The sequence below is a fragment of the Diaphorobacter sp. MNS-0 genome, assembly GCF_019602835.1.
Taxonomy (GTDB): Bacteria; Pseudomonadota; Gammaproteobacteria; order Burkholderiales; family Burkholderiaceae_C; genus Diaphorobacter; species Diaphorobacter nitroreducens.
Genome location: NZ_CP080761.1, coordinates 1,389,852 through 1,410,011, shown reverse-complemented (window position 1 = coordinate 1,410,011; position 20,160 = coordinate 1,389,852). Strand labels below are relative to the sequence as shown.

The window sequence follows — 20,160 nt, the reverse complement described above, 5'->3', positions numbered from 1 at the left end:
TGGGCGGTTTGACAACCGTTGTCAACTCCGCCGGCTGACCTTCTTCCAGTTCTGCGTGTGCGGGAGCGGGTCCCGTCACGAAGCAGACCGAGTTGCCTGGCCCGGCACGCGTTGGATCAGCGCCGCCGCGAACTTCTCGATGCCGAATCTCATCGTGCCGCGGAAATTGATGTGCGAGAAGTGCGCCGGGCCGATGCGGCGCAGCCAGTAGTCCTCGACTGGGATCCCGTCTCGCTTGAGCCTCTCGACCACCTCGTGCATACGGGCAGTGTTCCAGGCCAGCACGATGTTCGTCAGCAGGGCGTGTGAGCCGGAGATCGCCTTCATCTCGTCCCGCCGCCGGCCGCGTTCGGGCGCCACCTTGCCTGAGTACACGGCGCGCTGCAGCTGATGCACCGACTCGCCACGGTTCAGCAAGGTATGGATCTCGCGGCGGAAGTCCTCGATGGCGATGTAGTCGCACAGGAACACCGTTCGCAGCAGCCGGCCCAGGTGCTCCGCCGCCCGGTGCAGTGGATCCCCCTGGGCAGCCGACCCGAAGCGCTGCAATGCCAGCGTGGCGGAGACACGTCCCGAGCGGATTGACGCCGCCAGGCGAAGCAATTCATCCCAACCGCGCTCGATGGCGGCCAAAGACACGCGCCGAACGGTGACGACTTCCAAGCCATCGGGCACGGTGAATCCACGAGGCAGGTAGAGCTTTCGTTCGGCCAGGTCCCGCAGGCGGGGGCACAAGTCAAATCCCAGCAGCTTGGAGATGGCCATCGCCGGATTCGTGTAGCCGTGCGTGTCGACCGCCAGCAGCGAGATCCGAATCCGATCCGCCGCGCTGTTGTGCTGCTCGATGCCCTCGATGGCGACGCCGGCCTGTCGTTCGTTGAGCACGATGGGTTGGTCGTAGACGATGCCCCAGCGGTCGCGCACATGGGTGTAGAGGCCTGCGGCGTAGGTGCGCCGGCGTGGGTCCACACGGGCGTTCCACAGGTGGCGCGAAACGTCCAGCGACATCATGTCGGCTGATGCCTTGTCCCCGTTGCCCCACAGTGCCGCGATGGGGATCCGGCTCTGGAACTCGGCCACGCGCTCGTTGGCGCGGCGCAGGCGGCCACTTCCTTCCAAGGCGCGCATGGCCACAGTGACTTGTGTGGGCTCCAGACCAGGGATCATCGACGCCACGCCCTTGGCGTCCGCATCGGTACCGTGCGCCAGCAACGCGCCGTACAGGGCCACGAGTTCGCCGGTGGACTGCGCGCGGTGGCCGAGCAGCGCTTCGCTGTACCCGGTGGCGGCATCCACCTCCAACAGCATGTCCGGAAACTGTACGCTGCCAATCAAGTTGTAGATGGTCTCGCGTGTGCGCACCGGCTCGCCTTGATCCGGCAGTGCCGTGATCGCAGGCAGGTGGAGCATGCCGTCGGCGCCGATCTCGACCTTGCCGCGCCGCTGGGCCTCTGCCACCGCAGACATAGCGGCCATCAAGTTGGCCAGCAGGGGCTCCAGGAATTCGGCCGCCGACTTGGGCATGCCCAGCAACTCAACCTGCTCGTCCCGTTGCAAGACCCAATCCGCCGGCGGGATGAGCATCTGGTCTCGCTCCCGAAAACTCAGCGAGTGGTCCAGCCAGACACTGCCTCGGCGAAGGCTCTTGCGCAGCGACATCATCGTGCAGGCCTCAAACGCCCGAAACCCTGAGCGGGGGTCCAGATCGCGGACCAGGCCGTGCCAGGCTGTGCCAACATCTGGCAGCGGTACGCCCTCCTTCAGCTCGGTCACACCCTTGCGCTGCAGATCCGTCCAGGACTTCCACTGTTCGAAGCCCGGATCGCCGGGGCGGCCACCGAGGTCCAGATCTTTCAGCGCTCCCAGGCAAGCGCGCACGCGCTGGCTGTCTTCCGCCAAGGCCTTGCGAACCAAGGACACGAAGCTGCCGCTGGCGGCTTCGCCGAGCTCGGCGAGCAGTTCTCTGGCTTCCAGGACTCTCGCCTGCCAGGTCTTCGTTTCGTCGTACAGGACGGATCGCGCCTTGGCCGCCTGCTGGATCAGGCCTGTCGTGCCCCGGATACGGTTTGATTGCGCCTTGTCCGCCGCCTCGCGGAACAGTTGCTGGCTGCGCCGGCTGGTTTGCAAGAGGGCGACATCGGTGAGTTCGAGCAGCGTCACCCGCAGGAAGCACACCAACTCGATCAGCTGGCGCGATGGCTTGATCTCCCGCGTCTTCACGGGGCGCCTGGCCTGGACCTGACGGGCATAGGCCTGCTGCTTTGCCAGCGACACGGCATTCAGGTTCCAGTCGTGGGCACCGAGCTCTTTCAGGTAGCGGACCTTGTCGATGGTCTCCGCAAGGGTGCTCGGGCCGTGACGCTTGGACGGCGTCTTGAGCCACTCCAGGCACGTCGTGTCGGTGCCCGGCCGCGTGCTGTATGCGGCGTCGACAACCTTCTGCGCCGCTGCCGGTGGTACGGCGGCATTCACCGCGCTGAGGATCTGCGCCTCCACCGCGGCGAATGCATCTCGGGCCCAGTCCTGCAGGCGGCGCGCTCCTGGGATCAGGATGCGCCGCGTGAACAGCCAGTGGCTGGCCGACTGGACCAGGTCATCGGCGTGGGAGGCGTCGGCTGCTTGGGCCAGCAGGGCCGCGGTCAGCGCGACTTCGTCGTCGATTGCAAGTTCGCGCAGGCCGAGATAGGTCTTGGCCCAGAGCTGGTGCTTGAAGAGGGTCTGCCGGCGCTTGTAGATCGACCGCAGGCTGGCGATGGACGGCGGCGACACGGCCAGGACCTGGGCGGTGTGCCGGAGGAGGTTTCGGGGCAGCACGTTGAAACCGTCGAGCGGTCGGCCGGCCACGCGCATGAACATGAGCATCAGCGCGGCGGGCAGGCGGCGGTCGCTGCGGAACTGCTCCCGGAGGGCCGCCACGTCCGCCGACGTGAGCGAAAAGAACTGCTCCCGATCAAACTCACTCAGGCGAGGCGGCAAGGCCTCTTGGCCGACGAAGCGCAGGGCGAAGGCGGGCATGGGGTTGGGCAGCGGCAGGTGGGCGGTCAATGTACCGCCGCGGCTTCCGTCAACCCAACTGAGTGATCAGCTTGCGGGGGTGGCGACCCGCGGGAACCCGCATGGATGTTGGGCTTCAGGCGAAAGCGCACCAATCTGCACGAAAAGTACGACCACCCCCAGCCAGCCTCAACGAAGGCGTGCAGCAATCCGGTTCATCTGCTCGATCTCCGCGCGCTGGCCATCGGAAATCGCTTGGCATAGGTTGACGAGTTCCGGATCTGAGAGCTGCGCCTCGCGGCACATGAGGATCGCTCCCGAATGGTGCGGGACCATAGACGCGATGAACTGTCGATCGCCGATTCCGGTTTGAGCACGGGTCGCGGCAAAAGAACCGAGTGTGAGAACGGCAAACAAGCCGTACAGCACGAGATTGAGCCGCCGGTTTGGAAACATGCCGGGCATTGTCGCTAGCATGAAGATGCCCATTGGCGCCCACATAGTGACCGCCATGTAGAGCATGTTGAGATTGTTTCTGAAGTCCCTGGCGCCGTCGATCATGCTGAACATTACGAAGTACATGACGACGAGGCCCAACACCATGTTCACCCAGAACTTGGCGTATGGTCGGCCGTGCTTACCCATCTGACCGGATGTGTGATGTTGATGTTCATGGGAATGTTCAGCCATCTCCGTCTCCTATGTGCTGGGGCAACCTGGCAGGGTCACTGGTACTGCGGCAGATACTTTGTCGATATATCAGCATGTGGAGCGATGCATCACTAACCGCTGATTTCCAGTCACCAACTGGACGTAGGGGCGTCGAACGCTTCAACTCGCTGGTCTTGAACCGTCTGGATATCAGACCATACCAAATCGGTCTTGATGGGCTTTGCGCCACCTATGACGCTGGTACCGTGAGCGCCAATATCGAGCTTGCGTCCTCATCGCTCGATGGGCCGGCAACTGATCGATTCTTGCATATCAAGCAAGACAAGGCCACCTGCGGCGGACGCCAATGGCCTCCTCCGCCTTCGCTTAGGGCATCGCCTCAAGCGTCCGTCGCAGGCCATAACGACACAACAGCCCTTGGGCAAGAAAGGAGCCGGTGATGTAGCGCACCTGAAAGGAGACGAAGCCATGCACAAGGACATTTCAACATCAAAGGTGTTCTATCGTCCCATCGAGGCGGCCATCCGATGGGCTGGGTTGCTGCGGTATCTCCCGATGATCCTGGCCACGATCGCGTCACCGCGTGTCCTGCCTCGGTCGCTGAACTGCCCTCGATGGAATGAGTGCCGGCTGCACTCGGAACGTATCTATGACGGCATCCTCAACGGAGAGCTGCCCTACGGCAAGAACGGGATCACGCTCAATGATCCGAAGCTGCTCAATTCTCTGGATCTGACTGTTCGCCATGTCGATCTAAAACGCTGGATGCGCACCCACTATCCCGAGCACCGGCCAGGATTTCTGTTCAGCCGTGGCGAACGCATGGCGCATCCTTTCATCACCATGGAAACAGGACAGGCGATCCTCGTGGAGCGGCTGGCCCTTCAGGCCGCGCTTGAACAAGCCCGACGTGAGATGCGAGAACTGCAGGAGCAGCACGACACGCTACTCAAGCAATCCTCGGTGCTGTTGGCATCCAAGCAATGCGAGATCAGCGAACGGGCGGAAACGACCTATCTCAACATCATTGGAGGGATGTTGACGCTGATGCTGAGCCAGTCGCCTTCAGGCGTGCCCTATTCCAGCTTCAAAACGCAGGAGGCCCTTGTCTCTGCATTGGTCGCCCACTACGGCGGCACCATGGGCATCACTGAGCGCACCTTAAACGGAAAGTTCGCCAACGCTAAGAGGTACGTTCGTAGCGCAAGCGCATGAGGTTATCCAGCTTGTATGTGCAATCGCGGAGATTGCATTTGCAATGTCTTTCCGCAGCCAGGTCTATTGAATAGAGGTCACGCCAACAAACGCCACCGAGCGTTCAGGAGTGACCGCCATGTCGCAGACCCCTGTACTCCCTCCGAACGAGCGCCGCATCCTGCGGCTCGATGAAGTCGAAGCGAAGTCCGGCTTCAAACGCGCCCACATCTACAACCTGATGAAGAAGCGCCAGTTCCCTCAGGCGCTGCGCCTGGGCGTGCGCGCTGTCGGCTGGGATTCGATCGAAATCGACCAGTGGATCGCCGAGCGCCTCAACCACCGGACCTGAGCCGCTCTCCCGCGGACTTCCCATTCCCAGCCGGAGAGCGCCATGCAGGTCGTGTCCATCATTTCAACGAAGGGCGGCGTCGGCAAGACCACGACGGCCGCCAACCTGGGCGGGCTCGCCGCGGACGCGGGCCTGCGCGTGCTGCTGCTCGATCTCGACGTGCAGCCCACCTTGTCCTCCTACTACGAACTGACCCAGCGCGCGCCGGGCGGCATCTATGAGCTGTTGGCCTTCAACGAGCGCGACCTTGGCCAGCTCGTGTCCCGCACGATCATCGCGGGCCTGGACCTGGTGCTGTCCAACGACCACCGGGGCGAGCTGAACACGTTGTTGCTGCATGCGCCGGATGGCCGCCTGCGGTTGCGGCATCTGCTGCCAGCACTTGCTCCCCTCTACGACCTGGTGCTGATCGACACCCAGGGCGCGCGTTCCGTGCTGCTGGAGATGGCGGTGCTCGCCTCCGATCTCGCGCTGTCGCCCGTCACGCCGGAAATCCTCGCGGCACGCGAGCTGCGGCGCGGCACCATGCAGTTGCTCGAAGACATTGCGCCGTACCGGCACCTGGGTATCGAACCGCCGCCGCTGCACTTGCTCATCAACCGCGTCCACCCGGTGTCCGCCAACGCACGGCTGATCCAGCAGGCCCTGCGCGACCTGTTCCAGGACAGCGCCGGCATCCGCGTGCTCGCCACCGACGTGCCGGCCATAGAAGCGTATCCACGTGCCGCAACGCGCGGCCTGCCGGTGCATCGGGTCGAGCACCGCCAGCCGCCCGGCAGAGTCGCCCCTGCCGCGCTCGACACGATGCGCGCGCTCGCCAGCGAGTTGTTCCCGCAATGGCAGGACCGACTGGCTCAAGTATCCGGCCGCCCGCAGCGACCTCTTGATCCTGGGAGGCCCCATGGCGAACGCACATGAGCTGGCCCGCGGCCACAAGCGGCTGCGCGCCCTGATCGAGTTCGCGGTCGGTGAGGGCTGGCACGTCAAGCGCACGCCGGGCGGGCACCTCAAGTTCACCAAGGCCGGCTGCGCGGCGATCTACACGAGTTCGACAGCGAGTGACCACCGGGCCGAATTGAACGCCCGTGCGCAGATCCGCCGCGCCGAGCGAGAGGCCCGCATGGCGCCGGCCGGCGGTCGTGGGGACTGCGAGGGGTGCGGCCATGGCTGACATGACCTCGCAGGACATGGCAGGCAAGCTGCTCGCGGCCGGCTTCGAGCGCAGCGGCCCAGCGGCTACGGCCTTGAGCGACCCGATCGCGGACACGCCCATGGTCGTGACGCTGGACCAGTTGCGGCCCTACGACCATGACCCGCGCATGAAGCGCAACCCGGCTTACGAGGAAATCAAGGCGTCCATCCGCGAGCGCGGCCTGGACGCGGCGCCGGCTATCACGCGCCGGCCCGGCGGGGACCACTACATCATCCGCAACGGCGGCAACACGCGGCTGGCGATCCTGCGCGAACTCTGGTCGGAGACCAAGGAAGAACGCTTCTTCCGCATATCGTGTCTGTTCCGACCATGGCCGGAGCGCGGTGAAATCGTCGCGCTGACCGGGCATCTTGCCGAGAACGAACTGCGCGGCGGCCTCACGTTCATCGAGCGCGCGCTCGGCGTCGAGAAAGCACGGGAGTTCTACGAGCAGGAGAGCGGCGCCGCCCTGAGCCAGTCGGAACTGGCCCGCCGCCTGGCGGCCGATGGCTTCCCCGTCCAGCGGTCGCACATCACCCGCATGGCCGACGCGGTGCGCTACCTGCTGCCCGCCATCCCCACCGTGCTTTATGGCGGCCTTGGGCGCCACCAGGTCGAGCGGCTGTCGGTCATGCGCACGGCCTGCAAACGCACCTGGGAGCACTACGCCAAGGACCGCTCGCTGCCGCTGGACTTCGACAGCTTTTTTCAGGAGGTGCTGGCGCAGTTCGACACGCAGGGCGACGAGTTCGCGCCGCAGCGCGTGCAAGACGAGCTGATCGGCCAGATGTCCGAGCTGCTGGGCATCGGCTACGACGTGCTGGCGCTGGACCTGACCGAATCGGAAAGCCGCCACCGGGCGCTGGTCAGTGACCCGACGCCACCTGCGGCGCAGCCGGCGTTGCCTTCGCCCACCGCCGGCACGCCGACTCCGCCGGGCGCAGCATCGTCCATCGCCACGCCTGCAGCGGCGGCCGGTCCTCCACCCGCCAGCCCTCCGGCGTCCGAGCCCACCTTGCGCCACGACGACACGGCGGCTGGCGAAGCGGCCACGGGAAGCCCGGCGGCTGCACCGAGCGATCTGCTTCGTGAGCACATCGTCTCGCCGGCACCGACGACCGAACGGCTGCAGTCGATCCAGCGCATGGTCGCCGACCAGTTGGGCGATGCGCTGCCGCCCGACTTCTCGGCGAGCGTGTTGCAGTCCATCCCGGTGCAAGCCGGCGGACTCTATCCGATCTCCGATGTCTGGTACATCGACGCCGGCCTGGACACGCCCGATCGGCTGCGCATCCACATCGCGCAGTTCGCGCGCGAGATCGCCGGGGAGGCAGGCCTGGACGAGTACATCGAGGATCGCGCCGATGGCATCGGGTTTGCGTGCCGCGCCCGCGGCCAAGCCCCGTCGCCGCTCGGCCGCGCGGTGCTGACGCTCCTCACTTCGCTGACGGGTCAGCCCGTCGCCGAAGCGGGCCTGGACGGCGCGCAGCTCGCCGCCGACCTGCCGACCCTGTTGCACGGCCAGAGCCAAGGCCATGGCAGCGGCGCAAGGCGCTTGAGCGACACCGCGTTGGTCAAGCTCTTTCGGCTGCTGCGCTTGGCCCGGCGTCTGCTGGACCTGGAAGCCGGCACCACGGCGCCCGGGACGTGAGCGAGGGAGGTCGCATGTCCACATCGCATCCGCTCAACCAGGCCGTGATCGCCCAGGCGCTGTATGACCTTCGCAACGGCCAACTGCGCCGCTGCAAGGCCATGGGCTTCGGCGAGGCCGAGCTGGATGCGCTCAAGCACCCCGCGCTGATCAGCGTGCTGGCCAACGCCAGCGTCTCGTGGTGCTCGGTCACGGTCAACCGCGAAGTGCTGCAGCGCCTGCTCAACCAGGCACAGGACGTGGAGAAGGAAATCGCCACGGTCGATCGCATGCTGCGGCTGGGGGCCAGCACGGAGATGGTCAGCCGCTTCTATGGCCTGACCCATCAGGAAGTCGCCCTGCGGCGGGAGATCCTCGGCCTGCCCAAGCGCAAGGGGCGCCACCCCGTCCTGGACGAGACCCAGGACACCGAACTGTGGCGGCAATGGAAAGCCGTGACCAGCAGCAGGAACGTCGATCTGGAGGACGAGACCTCGATTCTCGATGCGGCCATGGACCTGGCCGAGGGTATGTCACTGCCGCTCTCGGTGGTCTGGGCCGCGATCAGGAACTGGGTCGATCAGGGATTGGGCTAGGCCATGGCCGTGGACGACACCGCCCCACGAGCCCCGCGTCAAGGCCCCGTCGCACTCGCCGACCTGTTCGACGCTGCGCTGAAGGACCTCACGCCCAAGCCACATCCCAGCGCGCCAGCGCCCATGGCAGTGCCCACGCCTGCCGCGTCCGGCGACGCCTTCCTGTTCAGTGGCAATCGGCACGAGAGCGTGCCGCGGCGGCTGTTCCTCGACCGCCGCCTGACACCGCTGGAGCGCAACGCCTGGCAGGTGTTCCGGCTGATGCTCAACGACGACGGCGTCACGGCGTTCCCGACCTATGAGCAGTTGCGCCCCTGGCTGGCGTCCATGCCCTGCGCGGGACAAGCCTCCCACGAGACCGTCGCGCGGGCGCTGACGCTGCTGCGCCTGACGCGCTGGCTGAGCCTCGTGCGACGACGGCGCGACCCCAAGACCGGCCGCATCCTCGGAAACCTCTACGTCCTGCATGACGAACCCCTGACACCGTTCGAGGCCATGCAGCTCGACGCCGACTACCTGGCCCTGGTCAGCCAGTCGCTGGGGCATTCGGCCAAGGCCGTTCAGGTGGTGGGACTCAACACCCTCCAGGAGATCGCGGACGACCCGATGTTGTCCGGACGCACCTTGCCGTCGCGGCTGCAAGTGCTCGCCGAGCGCCTGGCCGACCAGGGCATCACCGCCACTCAAAGTTATCCACAGGAGGATGCGATCCACGATTCCGAAGAAGGGCCCGCGAGCCTTCTTCGGAATGGCGAACGCCCCTCTTCGGAATCCGAAGCAGGGCCGAAACCCGCGCCAGACGGCGCTCTTCGGAATCCGAAGCAGGACCGTACAGTACGTAGTAGTCGTATTAATGAAGTACGTACTACCGCGCAGGCGCGTGCGCTGGGCGACCTGCAATGGCCCAAGCGCTTCGCGGAACTGAAGGCGGAACAGCAGGCCGGAGCCAGGATGGCGTTGCAGCAGGTGGACGCTGCCCTGGGGCAGGCCGTGCTGGACGAATGGGCCGCACGGTGCGGCAAGCATGGCATCCGCAACCCCGCCGGATATCTGTTCGGCATCATCCAGCGCGCCATGCGCGGCGAGTTCAATGCGTGGGCCAAGCAGACCGGCCCGGCACCGCCAACACCATCGGCGGCGCGAGCGCCACCATCCGAGCCGCCGCGCAACGTCGTGCCGCCCGAGGTGGCCCGGCAGCACATCGAGCGCCTGCGCGACCTGCTGCGCAAGACCTGAGCACAGGGCTCGTCAAAGCCGTGAAGTAGATCTCCATGGCGGTCGGCAGAAACGGTCCCCTGGGGACGGCTGTGCGGTGAAGCGCCGGGTGACGGCGCGACCTGCTGCGCGAAACCTGGGCAAAGCGCCTGGCAAGGCCATGAAGCAAACCTCCATGGCGCTCAGCGGAACGGTCCCCTGGGGACGGCCGTGCTGCGAAGGATGGTGTCGAACGACAGCGCGACGTGCGGTGCAGCACGCAACCCGTCGACGACCGAGGCCCGGAGCGCCAACGTGAATGCCCATCTGCGGAGCGGTCCCCAGGGGACCGTTGCGCGCTGCGCCGCCAGCGCGCACAGAACCGGGGGCCGGCTCATTTCGGTTTGTTGACTGACTGCCTTCCGCCGCATGCGGATGCTGGCGGCTCCCTGTCCACCAGCGAGCGATCACCATGGCAACCAGCAACGAACCATTGCAACTCAACCTCGGCTCCCTGCGCAGCGCAATGTCGCTGACGCTGCACACCCACCACGCCTCGCGCATCTGGCATGGCCGCGCCGCCGCCGAGGGGCGACCGGGCATCGTCGGCCTGAACGGCTACATCGCCGTCATGAACAAAATGAAGCGCGGCTCGGAGCAGGACGACCCGTACAGCGACTGGTGGATGCTGCGCATCGAGGACAAGCTCGACCAGACCAAGACCACGCTGCAGACGCTGCGCGAACAGGTGGACCAGGCCCTGGCCGGCGTGCCCGCCGCGTTGACCCTGGGCGAGAACCTCAACGTGCAGCCCGTCAAGCTGCCGCTGTTCGTCAATGCGCAGTTGGGCTTTGCCGCTGTCTATCTCCTGGCCGACTACGACGACATCGCGCGCAAGCTGATCCTCGCCCACCACACCGCGCTGATCGACCGCAGCACCTTAGCAGGCCGTTGAAAAATCCCCCGCCGACGCCCGCGTTGGCCGCTACGATCTGAAGCCATCGGTGAACGACCCAGACGAGGACGATGAGAGGCAGTCAAGATTTCCAGGGGGCGATGTTCAGCTACATCAGCCTTGAAGAGCGCGTGCCGCAGGCACACCCGCTGCGCAAGTTGCGCGCGGTGGTTGATGCGCTGCTGGCAACCATGAACCGCGAGTTCGAAGCGGTGTACGCCCGCCGTGGCCGCCCATCGGTGCCACCGGAGATGCTGCTCAAGGCCTTGCTGCTGCAGATCCTGTTCTCCATCCGCAGCGAGCGCCAGTTGGTCGAAGCGATCAACTACAACCTGCTGTACCGCTGGTTCGTGGGCCTGAACATCGAAGACAAGGTCTGGGACCACTCCACTTTCAGCGCCAACCGCGAACGTCTGTTCAACGAAGACCTCGCCCGCGCCTTCTTCGAGCGCGTCAAGCTCAGTGCCCAGTGGGGCAAGCTCGCCAGCGACGAGCACTTCAGCGTGGACGGCACGCTCATTGACGCCTGGGCCTCGCACAAGAGCTTCAAGCGCAAAGACGACGACAGCGGCACGCCGCCTGGGCGCAACCCCGAGGTGGACTTCAAGGGGCAGGAGCGCTGCAACGACACCCACGAGAGCACCACGGACGCCGATGCCCGGCTGTTCAAGAAGAGCCAGGGCGACAAATCCCGCCTGTGCCACATGGGGCACATCCTCATGGAGAACCGCAACGGGCTGATCGTGGATGTCGAGATCACCCACGCCAGCGGCACGGCCGAGCGCGAGGCGGCGCTGGCCATGTTGGAGCGTCGGGGCAACAGGAACAAACGGGCCACGGTCGGTGCCGACAAGGGCTACGACAGCAAGGCCTTCATCAAAGGCTGCAGAAAGCTCAAAGTCACGCCCCACGTGGCGGCCAAGGACAAACACTCGGCGGTGGATGCGCGAGTGACACGGCACGAGGGCTACAAGACCAGCCTGAAGGTGCGCAAGCGCATCGAAGAGGCCTTTGGCTGGATCAAGACCGTCGGTGGTCTGGCAAAGACCAAGCTGATCGGTCAGGCCAAGCTCACGGGCCAGGCGCTGCTGTGCTTTGCCACCTACAACCTTGTGCGAATGGGCAGCATCGGCGGCTGGTGGGACGCGCATCATGCGTGAGCCCAGGGATACGTGCGCCCGAAATGGGCGGGAGGGCCTGCAAACCGGCCAGATGGGCCGTTGCAATCGCTGCGCAGACGCGTCTGGGCAGCTCGTGTCTTCGCACTCAGCGTCCCTGATGCGTTCGAAAAGCACTTTTTCAACGGCCTGTTAGAGCGCTGGCTCAACGAGGGCGCGCACGCGCTGCGCAGCCTGTTCTCGCTGGCCCAGCAGTATCGCTATTCGGGCTGCACCCGCGACGATTTCGCGGCGAAGAATGCGGCAGCGCGGGCCGCGCTGGAGAAGTTCGGCGAGTTGCCGCAGGACGTGCTCGAATGCACGCGCCGCTCGAAATTTGCGCCACCCATCGTGCGCCGTGGTCTGCAACAGCGCGGTGAGAGTCCTGCCGCAGCCGCTACCAGCGTCGATGGTGATGCGGCCGCTGCTGCCGACCCGTCCGAAAACGCAGCCACTGCCGGCGAGGACGAATCCGCATGAGCGATCTGAACCAGCCGACCCGCTACTTCCGGGGCCTGCAACCGGGAGCCTTCATGCGCCTGGAACACGCGGCCTCTCTAAAAGGCCTTTTAAGGAAATCCTGCAAAACCCCGAACGCAGTCTGCTAGAAGCCAGGAAGTCATGGCATCCTCCCCGCCCATGAAGCAAAGCAGCCTTGACCTGAAACTGAGCACCAAAAAGACCCGCAAGCAAGAACTGCTGATCCAGATGGATTTGGTGGTTCCCTGGGCTGCTCTGGTCGAACTCATTGCGCCCTATTACCCCGAAGGCAAGAACGGCCGCCCACCCTTTGCCCTGGAGACCATGCTGCGCATCCACTGCATGCAGCAGTGGTTCACCCTGTCAGATCTGGCGATGGAAGAGGCCTTCTTTGACACCCCGATCTACCGGGAGTTTGCAAGTCTTGATGCCCATGGGAGGGTGCCTGACGAGAGCACCATCCTGAGGTTTCGTCATCGGCTGGAGAAACACAAGCTGGCCGAGCAGATTCTGGCCACTGTCAACGAGCTTCTGGCAGCCCAGGGCTTGCTGCTCAAGGCAGGCACTGCGGTCGATGCCACACTGATCGCAGCGCCTAGCTCTACCAAGAACAAGGACAGAAAGCGCGATCCAGAGATGCATTCGAGCCAAAAGGGCAACGAATGGCACTTTGGCATGAAGGCCCATATCGGCGTGGATGCGGACTCGGGACTCGTGCATACCGTCATAGGCACCTCGGGTAACGTGGCCGACGTTGTAGAGGGCAACAGCTTGCTGCACGGGCAGGAGACAGACGGGTTTGGTGATGCGGGCTACCAAGGTATCGACAAGCGCCCGGATGCCAAGGAGGCAGTGCGGTGGCACATCGCGATGCGCCCAGGCAAACGCAGAGCGCTGGACAAAGAGAACAACCCCGTTGACGCGCTGATAGACCAAGTGGAGAAGATCAAGGCGAGCATCCGTGCCAAGGTGGAGCATCCCTTCAGGGTGATCAAACGACAGTTTGGATACACCAAGGTGCGCTACCGGGGATTGAAGAAGAACACGTTGCAGCTCAAGACGCTGTTTGCGCTGTCCAATCTTTGGATGGTGCGCCATCAATTGCTGGAGGCGCAGGGATGAGTGCCCCTGAAATCAGGCAAATGGCCGCAAAGGCGGTGCAGATGGCCCGCAAGGGCGTGGAAAGTGGTGCGAAGACCCAGGCTAAACGCCATCCATCGCACTATCTGAAACCGGTGACCTTGTAGCACTTACGCATTCGAGTTATTCAGGGCATCCTTAAAGCCTTTTAAAGGTAAAGGGGACTTGGAGGCCTGGGCCGGCCAGTGCTTCGCCATGCGCGACGAGTTGATCGGCTTGGCGCAGCGACAAGTGCTGCAACAGGCCAGTGGGCATCCCTTCCACCTGCTGCCCGTGGAACTGGCCCAGCAGACCACTGGCGCGGGAACGACGTTCCTGCGCTGGCGCAGGCACGACCGCTCGGCCATGGGCGTGGCCCTGTGGCAGGAGCTGATGGCGAGCACCAGCACGCCGGTCAACCTGCTGGCCGACCTGCACGCGATCGAGCTGCAGCGCATCACGCTGAACATGCAGATCAGCCTGTTGCACACCCTGGGCAGGCAGGCGCAGGAGTGCGCCAGCAAGGCCGCCGAGGCGGAAGACGCCTACCTGCGCCGGCTCGCGTCCATACCCCCCGGAGTGCGCGATCGGTGATCGCGTCGGGCACCCCAGCACGCGCCCGACGCCGACATGGCACGGGTATTTCAACCACCAAGGAGATTGCACCATGAGCACGCATTTTTCGGGCGAAGGCAACATCGGCTCGCCCCCCGAGTACCGGGAGTTCCCCAACGGCAACGACGAACCGCGGCGCTTGTTGCGGCTGAACGTGTATTTCGACAACCCCGTTCCCACCAAGGGCGGCGACTATGAGGATCGCGGCGGCTTCTGGGCGCCGGTGGAAATCTGGCACCGCGACGCCGCGCACTGGAAGGACCTCTACCAGAAGGGCATGCGCGTGCTGGTCGTCGGCCGCATGGAGCGCGAACCCTGGACCGACAACGAGGATCAGCCACGTGAGACTTGGCAGATCAACGCGCGCAGCGTCGGCATCCTGCCGTTCCGCATCGAGTCCGTCGTCCTGAGCCCCAAATCGCAGGAGACCGCACAGGACGCGCAGCCCAAGCCCCAGGCCGCCCAGGAACCGGCTGCGCCGAAGGAGCCCAAGCGCAGGAAGTGATCCGACGGGGGGGCGGCCGCAGTACGTTGCCGCCCCCCATGTCCTCGCGAGCTATCCCCAGGGGACAGCGCCACCAGCGTCCACCGGCTTCCACGCGCTCCCGAACATCGCGGCTCCCGACTCGCACATCGCCGGCCGCACGCCATCCCCGCCTCAGCCATCCCATCTCGTGAAAGCGGTCGCTGCCGCATGCAGCTTGTTTGCTGCTGCCCCAACAGGCGCTCGGCATCCTCGATCCCAGCAACTCCATGAACAACGGGAAGCGGATGGACGGACATGCGGCTGTTTCTGTGCGAGAAGCCCTCCCAGGGCAAAGACATCGGCCGGATTCTCGGCGCCACGCAGCGCGGTGAAGGCTGCCTCAACGGCTCCGGCGTCACGGTCACCTGGTGCATCGGCCATCTCGTCGAAGCGGCAGCACCCGAGGTCTATGAAGCGGCGCTCAAGCGCTGGTCGTTGGAGCAGTTGCCCATCATCCCTCAGCAGTGGCGGGTCGAGGTCAAACCGCAGACCGCCACGCAATTCAAGGTCGTAAAAACGCTTCTGGCGAAGGCGACCCATCTCGTCATTGCCACCGATGCCGACCGCGAGGGTGAACTGATCGCCCGCGAGATCATCGACCTGTGCGGATACCGCGGCCCCATAGCACGCCTGTGGCTGTCGGCGCTCAACGATGCGTCCATCCGCACCGCGCTCGCCAAGCTGCGGCCCTCGGCCGAGACGCTGCCGATGTATTACTCGGCGCTGGCGCGCTCGCGCGCCGACTGGCTCGTCGGCATGAACCTCAGCCGGCTGTTCACCGTGCTCGGGCGGCAGGCCGGCTACGACGGCGTGCTGTCGGTCGGGCGTGTACAGACCCCGACGCTCAAACTCGTGGTGGACCGCGACCGAGAGATCGCGGCCTTCGTGTCCGTGCCGTACTGGGCCATCGACGTGTCCCTGTCCGCAGGCGGTCAGACGTTCACCGCGCAGTGGGTGGCACCCGACGCCAGCACCGACGACGCCGGCCGCTGCCTGCAGCAGCCCGTCGCACAGCAGGCCGCGCAACAGATCCGCGCCGCGGGCAGTGCCCAGGTGGTGTCGGTCGAGACCGAGCGCGTGCGCGAAGGCCCGCCGCTGCTGTTCGACCTGGGCACCTTGCAGGAAGTCTGTTCCAAGCAGCTTGGGCTGGACGTGCAGGAAACCTTGGAGATCGCCCAGGCTCTGTACGAGACGCACAAGGCCACGACGTACCCGCGCTCGGATTCGGGCTACCTGCCCGAAAGCATGTTCGCCGAGGTGCCCACGGTCCTGGACAGCCTGCTCAAGACCGATCCCACGCTGGCCCCGATCATGGGCCAGCTCGACCGCGCCCAGCGCTCGCGCGCCTGGAACGACAGCAAGGTGACGGCGCACCACGGCATCATCCCGACGCTCGAACCCGCGAACCTCTCCGCCATGAGCGAGAAGGAGCAGGCGGTGTACCGGCTGATCCGGGCGCATTACCTGGCCCAGTTCCTCCCGCACCACGAGTTCGACCGCACCGTGGCGGACCTCTCCTGCGGCCAGCAGAAGCTGGTGGCCACGGGCAAGCAGGTCGTCGTCAAGGGCTGGCTCCTGGTGCTGGCCGAGCCAGAACGTGAAGGCAGCGCCGACGAGGACGGCGATGCCCCGCGCAGCCAGGTGCTGCCCGCATTGCGCGACGGGATGGCATGTCAGGTCGCCGGGGCCGACATCAAGGCCCTCAAGACGATGCCGCCCAAGCCCTATACCCAGGGCGAACTGGTCAAGGCGATGAAGGGCGTTGCGCGTTTCGTGACCGACCCGCGCCTGAAGCAGAAGCTCAAGGACACGACGGGCATCGGCACCGAGGCGACCCGGGCCAACATCATCAGCGGGCTGATCGCCCGCGGCTACATCGTGAAGAAGGGACGCTCCATCCGCGCATCGGATGCGGCGCTCACGCTGATAGACGCCGTGCCCGCGGCGATTGCCGACCCCGGCACCACCGCCGTCTGGGAACAGGCGCTGGACATGATCGAGGCCGGACAACTCACCCTGGATGTGTTCATCGGCAAGCAGGCTGCATGGATTTCGCAGTTGATCGCGCAGTACGGCAGCACGTCCCTGTCCATCAAGGTGCCCCAAGGACCGGCTTGTCCGCAGTGTGGCGCGCCCACGCGCCAACGCACCGGCAAGAGCGGCCCGTTCTGGTCGTGCAGTCGCTATCCCGACTGCAAAGGCACGCTGCCGGTCGAAACCGGCACGTCCAAGCGTGGTGCCTCGCGCCCACGCAAGAGCGGCCGCAAAGGCTCCTGACCGACCCCGTTCCCCGTGAGCCGTGCCCGCCATCGGCGGCGTGGCCCGTGTTCCGCATGCCCTGCGGGACGCCCAGCGCGCAACGCCTTCTTGTCCGTGTGCGCGTCCCGTTCAGCCGCCCCCGGCCGCGGGACCTGAAGGTAGCTTCTCCGCGAACCGCACCCCGCGCGTTCTCCCCGTCCGCATCTCTTCCGCACGCTGCGAAGGGTCCCCCGATGGCTTGCCTGTGCGAGCCACCCGGAGACCCTTCGTGGTCAGCGGTATTCGGTGCCGGTGCCCGCCGGCGCAAAAACGGGCTCCCTTTGTGCGCGGATGTGCGCCAGACGATGCCGGCCCCAGCCACGACATGGGCCGGGTGTGATTGCTGGATGAGCAGACGGTTCTAGCGACGACCGGGCCTGCCAATCAGCCCACGGGTGGTTCTTCTTTCCTCCCGAGCCGAAGGCCCCTGGGGCCTTCGGCGCCTTTCTCCTGCCTTTCAACGCCCCGGCCAGGGCGATGGCCCTGCGCCATACGAACAGGAGACCGACATGCACCCGAAACTTTGCGCACCGCCACGCAACACGCCGCTGCTCTACGGCAGCGTCTGCAGCGGCATCGAGGCCGTGAGCCTCGCTTGGCAACCGCTCGGCCTCGAAGCCGCGTGGTTCGCCGAGATCGAGCCGTTCCCGAGCGCCGTGCTCGCCCACCGTAACCCCCTCGTGCCCAACCTGGGCGACATGACCACGATCGCCCGCCAGGTCCGCGCCGGCACCGTGCCCGCGCCAGACCTCCTGGTCGGCGGCACGCCGTGCCAGTCGTTCAGCGTGGCCGGCGCCCGCCGTGGCCTGGCTGACCCGCGCGGCGCCCTGACCCTTGCCTATGTGGAGCTTGCAAATGCCATCGACCAAACCCGCCGCCAAGACCGCCGCCCGCCGGCAACGCTCGTCTGGGAAAACGTCCCCGGCGTCCTCAGCGACTGCAGCAACGCCTTCGGACACTTCCTGGGCGCACTGGCCGGCGAAAGCCGTGCGCTCGAACCGCCAGGGCAAAAATGGGCGCACGCAGGTTGTGTGTCTGGACCCCGGCGCCGCATCGCCTGGCGCTTGCTCGATGCTCAATATTTCGGCGTCGCCCAACGGCGCCGTCGCGTGTTTCTTGTGGCAAGTGGTGGAGGTGGCGTCGATCCCGCCGAGGTACTTTTTGAGCGCCCAGGCCTGCGCGGGGATTCTTCGCCGGGCTTCGCGCCGTGGCAAGACGCTGCCGGCGCTGCTGGATCGGGCGCTGCGGCAGCAGGCTGGTACTCGGGATATGCAGGACTGAAGCAGCCCTACGGCAAGGCCACGGTGACGTTCGGATTCGGCGGGGGCAACACCGCAGGACCCATCGACGTCGCGGCCTGCCTGACCGCGGCGCCCGGCCCGAAGAACGACTTCGAGGTCGAGACCTTCGTGGCGCAGTCCATCGCGGGCAGCATCAGCCACACGCTCAGCACCGCCAACGGCGGCAAGGGCTGCAGCGAGGACGGCACCGGCAAGGGTGTGCCGATCATTGCCTTCACCGCACAGGGCTGCGGGGCGGATGCGACGACGAACCATGCACCGACGCTGCGTGCCGGCAGACATCGCCTCAGCCACGCGAACGCCGGCGTGGTGCCGGCCATCGCGTTCGCGCAGAACTCGCGCGGCGAGCTGCGGCTGGAATCCGGCCACGGCCAGCTTGCCGGGACGCTCTCCACGGGTGGCGGCAAGCCGGGCCAAGGCCGGCCGATGGTGATCGGCGTGGCGCTGCGCGGTCGCACCGAAGGCCTGGCCGCTGAACTGGGCGATGGCGTCTCGACCGCGCTGCGCACCAGCAGCGGCGGTGCCGACAAGCCCCATGTGCTGGCACCGGACTTCGAGGCACATTTCCGCTACGACTGGAATAACCCCGGTCCGGGCGACTGGTCGCAGTGGCGGGTGCGTCGGCTGATGCCGGTCGAATGCGAGCGGCTTCAAGGCATGCCCGACGACTACACGCTGGTGCCGTACCGCGGCAGGCCCTCCGCCGACGCGCCGCGCTACAAGGCGATCGGCAACTCCATGGCCGTGCCGTGCGTCGCGTGGCTGGGCCAGCGGCTGGTGCAGTGCCTGCACAAGACGGGATCGAGCGCTTCGGATTGATGCACGACGCGGCCGGCGGGCCGCGTGATCCTCTCTCCTGCATTGCCGACGCATCGGCAACAGCCAGCAGCCAGGGTGTCAAGGCTGCCGTGGGTTCCTCCCACGCCACCCGCCAGTTCGCCCCGGCATCTCTCCGGCGAACGCTGCCCACCGGGCATCGATGCCACCTTCCTCCAACCCACGGGATGTATGCCGCGTCCCGTCAGGGGCGTGTCGTCAACCCGGTCGATATCAGGACTTTCCATGGACACCATCACCCGACAAGACCGCATCACGCTCAAGAACCTCAAGGTCGCGGATTTCGCGAGCGAGGAAACGCTGTGCTTCACCGCCACCGTCATGTTCGACGGCAGGCCCATCGCCGAAGCCCGCAATGACGGACACGGCGGCTCGACGTTCGTGCGCGCGTTGCAAGGCCAGGCCGCGCTGCTGGCCCAAGCCGAGGAATTAGCCAAGAGCCTGCCGCCGGCATCGCTCGACGTCGAGCGCGAGGACGACGAGCCACTTCTCATCGACATGACGCTCGACTTCCTCGTGGACCAGTTGGCCGATGCCATGCACGCAGAGCGCAAGCTGCGCACCGCGTTCAACCGCGACATCGGCAACAAGGTGCTGTTCATCAAGGACGGCCGGCTGCTGTTCCTCAAGGGCATCAAGCTCAAGGCCATTGCCGAACGCGCGGCATATTTCGCAAAGCTGCGCAGCCGACAGGACCAGCCCATCGTCATCCTGGCCGAGCTGCCAGCGGACGAGGCATTCGCCATCTGGAAGCAGCATGTCCTGGGCGACAAGCCCCGCTGATCCAGCCTCACCGCACCGTCATGACCGCCCCGCACTCGTTGCGGGGCTTTTCTTTGTCCCTGCGCACATCAATCGGGGCTGGACCAGATGCCGATTTCCAACTGACGTGGCGCGGCACCCTCACGAAGCTGTCCGCATGTTCGCTGATTCGTCAGCACATGCCAGCAGCCAGGGTTTCAGGCTGCCGCGGGGTTCTCTCCGCGCAACCCACCAGTCCGCATCGCATCCATTGCGCGGACGCGCGTCCCCAAGACGCTGATGCTTT

At 65.7% G+C, this 20,160-nt stretch carries 16 protein-coding genes and 4 pseudogenes; 18 read left to right on the top strand and 2 right to left on the bottom strand.

Features of this window, described 5'->3' with window-relative positions; genetic code table 11:
- Nucleotides 1-75 precede the first annotated feature (75 nt).
- The gene (locus K2L43_RS06805) at nucleotides 76-3,015 is read right to left on the bottom strand and encodes a Tn3 family transposase (protein ID WP_041836223.1); all 2,940 of its coding nucleotides are present in this window, start codon (nucleotides 3,013-3,015) and stop codon (nucleotides 76-78) included.
- Nucleotides 3,016-3,183: 168 nt separating this feature from the next.
- Nucleotides 3,184-3,684, bottom strand: a complete 501-nt coding sequence (locus K2L43_RS06800; RefSeq protein WP_003098996.1) for a DUF305 domain-containing protein — start codon at nucleotides 3,682-3,684, stop codon at nucleotides 3,184-3,186.
- A 450-nt stretch (nucleotides 3,685-4,134) separates the two neighbouring features.
- Here K2L43_RS06800 and K2L43_RS06795 point away from each other — a divergent pair, with 450 nt between their 5' ends.
- The 18 genes and pseudogenes from K2L43_RS06795 (at nucleotide 4,135) to K2L43_RS06710 (ending at nucleotide 19,895) form a co-directional block, all read left to right on the top strand.
- Nucleotides 4,135-4,881, top strand: a complete 747-nt coding sequence (locus K2L43_RS06795) for a hypothetical protein (RefSeq protein WP_003120040.1) — start codon at nucleotides 4,135-4,137, stop codon at nucleotides 4,879-4,881.
- Between the two features lie 118 nt (nucleotides 4,882-4,999).
- Nucleotides 5,000-5,212 (top strand): AlpA family transcriptional regulator, encoded by a 213-nt coding sequence (locus K2L43_RS06790; protein ID WP_003090093.1) that lies wholly within the window; start codon nucleotides 5,000-5,002, stop codon nucleotides 5,210-5,212.
- Nucleotides 5,213-5,254: 42 nt separating this feature from the next.
- Complete coding sequence (locus K2L43_RS06785) at nucleotides 5,255-6,130, top strand: ParA family protein (protein ID WP_003090095.1); 876 nt, start codon at nucleotides 5,255-5,257, stop codon at nucleotides 6,128-6,130.
- Nucleotides 6,114-6,383, top strand: coding sequence for a hypothetical protein (locus tag K2L43_RS06780; RefSeq protein ID WP_003050422.1), 270 nt, complete (start codon nucleotides 6,114-6,116; stop codon nucleotides 6,381-6,383). Before K2L43_RS06785 ends, K2L43_RS06780 begins: the two co-directional genes overlap by 17 nt.
- Nucleotides 6,376-8,055 (top strand): ParB family protein, encoded by a 1,680-nt coding sequence (locus K2L43_RS06775; protein ID WP_023108429.1) that lies wholly within the window; start codon nucleotides 6,376-6,378, stop codon nucleotides 8,053-8,055. The genes K2L43_RS06780 and K2L43_RS06775 overlap by 8 nt, the downstream gene beginning before the upstream one ends.
- A gap of 14 nt (nucleotides 8,056-8,069) precedes the next feature.
- Nucleotides 8,070-8,630 (top strand): DUF2857 domain-containing protein, encoded by a 561-nt coding sequence (locus K2L43_RS06770; RefSeq protein ID WP_003090097.1) that lies wholly within the window; start codon nucleotides 8,070-8,072, stop codon nucleotides 8,628-8,630.
- Nucleotides 8,631-8,633: 3 nt separating this feature from the next.
- Nucleotides 8,634-9,866, top strand: a complete 1,233-nt coding sequence (locus tag K2L43_RS06765) for an STY4528 family pathogenicity island replication protein (RefSeq protein ID WP_023113902.1) — start codon at nucleotides 8,634-8,636, stop codon at nucleotides 9,864-9,866.
- A gap of 430 nt (nucleotides 9,867-10,296) precedes the next feature.
- Nucleotides 10,297-10,767 (top strand): annotated as a pseudogene (locus tag K2L43_RS06760) (PFL_4669 family integrating conjugative element protein); the annotation flags it as partial.
- Nucleotides 10,768-10,850: 83 nt separating this feature from the next.
- Nucleotides 10,851-11,939 carry an IS5-like element ISDisp1 family transposase gene (locus tag K2L43_RS06755; protein WP_011803559.1) on the top strand — a complete coding sequence of 363 codons (1,089 nt, stop codon included), beginning with the start codon at nucleotides 10,851-10,853 and terminating at the stop codon, nucleotides 11,937-11,939.
- A gap of 150 nt (nucleotides 11,940-12,089) precedes the next feature.
- Nucleotides 12,090-12,416 (top strand): annotated as a pseudogene (locus tag K2L43_RS06745) (AcaB family transcriptional regulator); the annotation flags it as partial.
- A pseudogene (locus K2L43_RS06740) lies at nucleotides 12,413-12,511 on the top strand (integrase); the annotation flags it as partial. The pseudogenes K2L43_RS06745 and K2L43_RS06740, both read left to right, overlap by 4 nt.
- A 64-nt stretch (nucleotides 12,512-12,575) precedes the next feature.
- Nucleotides 12,576-13,538, top strand: coding sequence for an IS5 family transposase (locus tag K2L43_RS06735; protein ID WP_011806097.1), 963 nt, complete (start codon nucleotides 12,576-12,578; stop codon nucleotides 13,536-13,538).
- Nucleotides 13,535-13,663 carry a hypothetical protein gene (locus K2L43_RS19035; protein WP_255352815.1) on the top strand — a complete coding sequence of 43 codons (129 nt, stop codon included), beginning with the start codon at nucleotides 13,535-13,537 and terminating at the stop codon, nucleotides 13,661-13,663. Before K2L43_RS06735 ends, K2L43_RS19035 begins: the two co-directional genes overlap by 4 nt.
- A 31-nt stretch (nucleotides 13,664-13,694) precedes the next feature.
- Nucleotides 13,695-14,129, top strand: a pseudogene (locus K2L43_RS06730) (DUF3158 family protein); the annotation flags it as partial.
- Nucleotides 14,130-14,202: 73 nt separating this feature from the next.
- Entirely contained in the window at nucleotides 14,203-14,655 is a 453-nt protein-coding gene (locus K2L43_RS06725) for a single-stranded DNA-binding protein (RefSeq protein ID WP_003120036.1), read from the top strand.
- Nucleotides 14,656-14,931: 276 nt separating this feature from the next.
- The gene (locus K2L43_RS06720; RefSeq protein ID WP_220638727.1) at nucleotides 14,932-16,953 is read left to right on the top strand and encodes a DNA topoisomerase III; all 2,022 of its coding nucleotides are present in this window, start codon (nucleotides 14,932-14,934) and stop codon (nucleotides 16,951-16,953) included.
- A 530-nt stretch (nucleotides 16,954-17,483) separates the two neighbouring features.
- Entirely contained in the window at nucleotides 17,484-19,094 is a 1,611-nt protein-coding gene (locus tag K2L43_RS06715) for a DNA cytosine methyltransferase (protein WP_038204406.1), read from the top strand.
- Nucleotides 19,095-19,337: 243 nt separating this feature from the next.
- Nucleotides 19,338-19,895: a hypothetical protein gene (locus K2L43_RS06710; protein ID WP_220638726.1), complete on the top strand. Its 558-nt coding sequence runs from the start codon at nucleotides 19,338-19,340 to the stop codon at nucleotides 19,893-19,895.
- The last annotated feature ends 265 nt before the right edge of the window (nucleotides 19,896-20,160 follow it).

Coding starts and splice junctions, on each gene's coding strand:
- K2L43_RS06805 (WP_041836223.1), bottom strand. CDS start 3,015: ATGCCCGCCTTCGCCCTGCGCTTCGTCGGCCAAGAGGCCTTGCCGCCT.
- K2L43_RS06800 (WP_003098996.1), bottom strand. CDS start 3,684: ATGGCTGAACATTCCCATGAACATCAACATCACACATCCGGTCAGATG.
- K2L43_RS06795 (WP_003120040.1), top strand. CDS start 4,135: ATGCACAAGGACATTTCAACATCAAAGGTGTTCTATCGTCCCATCGAG.
- K2L43_RS06790 (WP_003090093.1), top strand. CDS start 5,000: ATGTCGCAGACCCCTGTACTCCCTCCGAACGAGCGCCGCATCCTGCGG.
- K2L43_RS06785 (WP_003090095.1), top strand. CDS start 5,255: ATGCAGGTCGTGTCCATCATTTCAACGAAGGGCGGCGTCGGCAAGACC.
- K2L43_RS06780 (WP_003050422.1), top strand. CDS start 6,114: ATGGCGAACGCACATGAGCTGGCCCGCGGCCACAAGCGGCTGCGCGCC.
- K2L43_RS06775 (WP_023108429.1), top strand. CDS start 6,376: ATGGCTGACATGACCTCGCAGGACATGGCAGGCAAGCTGCTCGCGGCC.
- K2L43_RS06770 (WP_003090097.1), top strand. CDS start 8,070: ATGTCCACATCGCATCCGCTCAACCAGGCCGTGATCGCCCAGGCGCTG.
- K2L43_RS06765 (WP_023113902.1), top strand. CDS start 8,634: ATGGCCGTGGACGACACCGCCCCACGAGCCCCGCGTCAAGGCCCCGTC.
- K2L43_RS06755 (WP_011803559.1), top strand. CDS start 10,851: ATGAGAGGCAGTCAAGATTTCCAGGGGGCGATGTTCAGCTACATCAGC.
- K2L43_RS06735 (WP_011806097.1), top strand. CDS start 12,576: ATGAAGCAAAGCAGCCTTGACCTGAAACTGAGCACCAAAAAGACCCGC.
- K2L43_RS19035 (WP_255352815.1), top strand. CDS start 13,535: ATGAGTGCCCCTGAAATCAGGCAAATGGCCGCAAAGGCGGTGCAGATG.
- K2L43_RS06725 (WP_003120036.1), top strand. CDS start 14,203: ATGAGCACGCATTTTTCGGGCGAAGGCAACATCGGCTCGCCCCCCGAG.
- K2L43_RS06720 (WP_220638727.1), top strand. CDS start 14,932: ATGCGGCTGTTTCTGTGCGAGAAGCCCTCCCAGGGCAAAGACATCGGC.
- K2L43_RS06715 (WP_038204406.1), top strand. CDS start 17,484: ATGCACCCGAAACTTTGCGCACCGCCACGCAACACGCCGCTGCTCTAC.
- K2L43_RS06710 (WP_220638726.1), top strand. CDS start 19,338: ATGGACACCATCACCCGACAAGACCGCATCACGCTCAAGAACCTCAAG.